Here is a 3,288-nt window from a genome sequence, read left to right as displayed (position 1 = left end):
CAAATACCCCAGGAAATATTGAACCGTTTTTTGAAAAACTTGTGAGCCTGTTTTTTTATAGGATACCGGGTAGCGAATTTCGAAGCGGAACTCGGGGTCGATTTCGATGTCGGAGGGATCAATGCCGGTTTCCTCCTGGGTTTCGCGAAGCGCCGTTTGCTGAAACGATTCTCCCGCTTCGCAGTGGCCTTTGGGAAGATCCCACCGCGTAGGGTGCCGCATCAACAGAAATTCTCGCGTGGGACTTTTCAGCATCAGTAGAATGCCTGCGGCACGCACGCCGCCATCGGGAGATACTTTCATCAGGGGATCGTCTCTTTGTGGATCGTGGATGTCCAAAAGGTTACAACATAGAGGGAAGGGGCAAATCCGTGTTCTTCGTTAACCCCGTGTCGTTTGTCAAACCAGAAGTGATTGCATCGAAATGAAAATTTACACACGCACGGGCGATGCGGGCAGCACGGGGCTGTTTGGCGGGCCGCGAGTCGCCAAAGACGACGATCGAATCGAAGCCTATGGAACCGTCGATGAACTCAATGCAGCGCTCGGCTTGGTCCGCTCGGCCGGCGTTTCATCGATGATGGATTCTCAGTTGTGCCAAATTCAACATGCCCTGTTTTCGATCGGAGCGGAGTTGGCGACGCCGAACCCAGACGAACATGGGATGCGGATCATTGATGAGGTGCATGTCAAACAGTTGGAGGGGTGGATCGACGAACATGAATCGGTCTTGCCACCGCTGAAAAATTTCATCCTGCCGGCCGGCGTCGCAGCAGCGACCCATTTGCATTTGGCACGTTCGATTTGCCGCCGCGCCGAACGACGCGTGGTCACGCTGGTGCGGCGGCACGAGGCGAGTGTGTCAGAGGAGTTGATTGTTTATTTAAATCGATTGAGCGATTTATTGTTTGTGCTTTCTCGGGTCGCCAATTTCGATGCCAATGTCGAGGACGACCCTTGGCAGCGGCCGAAGTAAGCTAGATGCGAGAGCTCGCGCCGAAGATAAGCCGCCCTCCTTCGCTTGCAGAGAGGCGACGGGGTGGCTGCGTTCGCGATTTTGGGGCGGATTCGCGTGACTTTGCGACCGCTGGTGGGGTGTGCTCGCCAGTGTACAATATGTCCAAAACGGTCGGAGTGCCGTTGTTGGTCTGGGAATCAAGTTTTAGCGAGGTATCGTTGTGAAGAAAGTCGAAGCCATCGTCCGTCATTTTAAGCTAGAGGACGTCAAGAATGCCTTAACCGACCATGGTGTGCACGGCATGACCGTGAGTGAGGTGCGTGGATTTGGACGGCAAAAAGGGCATACCGAGATTTATCGAGGGACCGAGTACGCAATCGATTTCGTTCCGAAAGTAAAGATCGAAGTGATTTGCACCGACGAGAACCTGCAAATGGTGGTCGACACCATCTTGCAAACGGCCCAGACAGGGCAGATTGGTGACGGAAAGATTTTTGTTACCAACCTCGAAGAATCCATTCGAATTCGTACCGGTGAACGCGGCGAAGACGCCCTGTAATGTGGCGATGCCCTCATCGATCGCAACATGAACCTCGTCGCAACGTTAGTCTCGTCGCGGCGTTGACTCGATTAGGGCGTTAACAAAGAGACTTGATTCTTGACACCGAGGTGGAAGGTGGGCGAATCGATGTCTCGCAGCGCCGTCGCGTGATGCGTTGGCGTTGCCATTCTGTTTTCAATCAATGTTCATCGAGACTCGGTGTCGATGGATGTCGCGGACACTCGTGGAATCGGTTGGCGATCGAATCGGCGATCGAGGATTTAGCGGTCCATGACCAGGGTCGATTCCGGTCGTGCGATCACCGACGCGCACCAGTGACTGTAGTCGCTTCTTTTCCTTTATGGCTCATGGCTGCAAGCACTTCATTACGTCCCGTCGTCATCCGCTGCCGCCAACGTCTTCGCGAGGGCCGGGCAAAGGCTCAGATACAACACGAATCGGGTTCCCAAGGGATTCTCGTCTCGGCCCGCCTTGCGGATCTGTACGACGACATTGTGCTGGACGTGTGGAGCGATGCGATCGAGCAGTGCGAGGATGATCGCGCCGTCAGCGGTCTCGCGCTGGTGGCACACGGAGGATTCGGACGGCGGGACCTGGCACCCTATTCCGATGCCGATTTAATGTTGTTGACGACGCGGGGATCGGAACATCTTGCCAACAGCGTCGCGACGAATTTGACACGAGATCTCGTCGACGCAGGGATCGTCGTGGGCTTTTCGATTCGCTTGGTTGGCGAAGCCTGCATGTTAGCGTGGCAGGATCCTGTGGTGTTCACGTCGTTGACCGAGTCCCGCTTGTTGTCAGGCAGTTTGCAGGTCTATAGCAAGTATTTCAACGCGTTGCGACAAGGCGCGATGCGGCGTCAAAAGAGACTGATCCACGACTGTGTCGCGGCGCGGCGTGAGGAACGCCGCAAATGGGGCGAAACCAATTATCTGCTGCGTCCCAATGTCAAACGCTCGCGGGGCGGACTACGCGATATTCAATTAATTCGCTGGATCGGGTTTGCTCGCTATGGCGAAACCGATCTTGAAAAATTGGTGAAGCTCGGTGGATTGCCCGAAGAGGATTATCGGGTGCTGCGAAAAGCAGCGGAGTTTATGTTGCGTGTTCGCAATGAAATCCATTTCCGCGAAAAGAAGAGCCAGGACGTTTTGGATCGTCCGATGCAAATGGAAATTGCCAGTGCATGGAACTATCCCGGCGAAGAGGGAAAGTTGCCGGTCGAACAGTTCATGCAGGACTACTTTGAAAACACCCGGGCGGTTCGTTACGCGTCCGGGTTTTTCGCCGATGATTCACTTGCTCGTCCGCTTGTTTATCACCTGCTGGAAAAAATCTTCTCTCGCACGATCTCCGAAAATATTCGGCTTGGTCCCACACATATCTGGGTTCCCAATGCTCATCTCGAGAAGTTTGCATCGAGTTTGCCGGATGTGTTGCGTTTGATGTTTTTGGCAAACCAGCACGGCCGACGGATCACGCACCAAACGTGGCAAGCGATCCGCTTGGCGATGCAGGAGCGTCCTGCTTCGGTTCCAGATCCAAATTCGATTGGCGCGTTTTTGTCGCTGCTAAGCCGCCCCGGACGGTTAGCGGAATTGTTGCGGCGATTGCATGAGTTAAGGATCATTGAGCAGTTCATTCCTGCGTTCGAACGGACGCGTGGATTGCTGCAGTTCAATGCCTATCACAAATTTACCGTCGACGTGCATTGCATTCGCTCGGTCGAAGCGGCGACCGATTTGCAAGATCAACCCACCGCGAT

3 protein-coding genes and 1 pseudogene are annotated in these 3,288 nt (G+C 54.3%); 3 read left to right on the top strand and 1 reads right to left on the bottom strand.

Translation table 11 applies throughout. The features are described from left to right. Nucleotides 1–303 (bottom strand): NUDIX domain-containing protein (locus ABX962_RS33185; protein WP_372725968.1); only part of this gene is annotated, 303 nt, incomplete at its 3' end. A gap of 121 nt (nt 304–424) precedes the next feature. Between ABX962_RS33185 and ABX962_RS33180 the strand changes: the two genes are divergently transcribed. The 3 genes and pseudogenes from ABX962_RS33180 to ABX962_RS33170 form a co-directional block, all read left to right on the top strand. After that, nucleotides 425–976 (top strand): cob(I)yrinic acid a,c-diamide adenosyltransferase, encoded by a 552-nt coding sequence (locus ABX962_RS33180; protein WP_372725967.1) that lies wholly within the window; start codon nt 425–427, stop codon nt 974–976. A 202-nt stretch (nt 977–1,178) separates the two neighbouring features. Further along, entirely contained in the window at nt 1,179–1,517 is a 339-nt protein-coding gene (locus ABX962_RS33175) for a P-II family nitrogen regulator (protein ID WP_146592695.1), read from the top strand. A gap of 350 nt (nt 1,518–1,867) precedes the next feature. Next, nucleotides 1,868–3,288: pseudogene (locus tag ABX962_RS33170) on the top strand ([protein-PII] uridylyltransferase); the annotation flags it as partial.

This window comes from Novipirellula sp. (assembly GCF_041583735.1).
Taxonomy (GTDB): domain Bacteria; phylum Planctomycetota; class Planctomycetia; order Pirellulales; family Pirellulaceae; genus Novipirellula.
Note: the sequence above shows the minus strand (reverse complement) of the source record. Positions and strands in the feature narration are given on the sequence as shown.

What these genes read in the sequence shown, in the direction of transcription:
- ABX962_RS33180 (WP_372725967.1), top strand. Translation starts at nt 425, where the DNA reads ATGAAAATTTACACACGCACGGGCGATGCGGGCAGCACGGGGCTGTTT.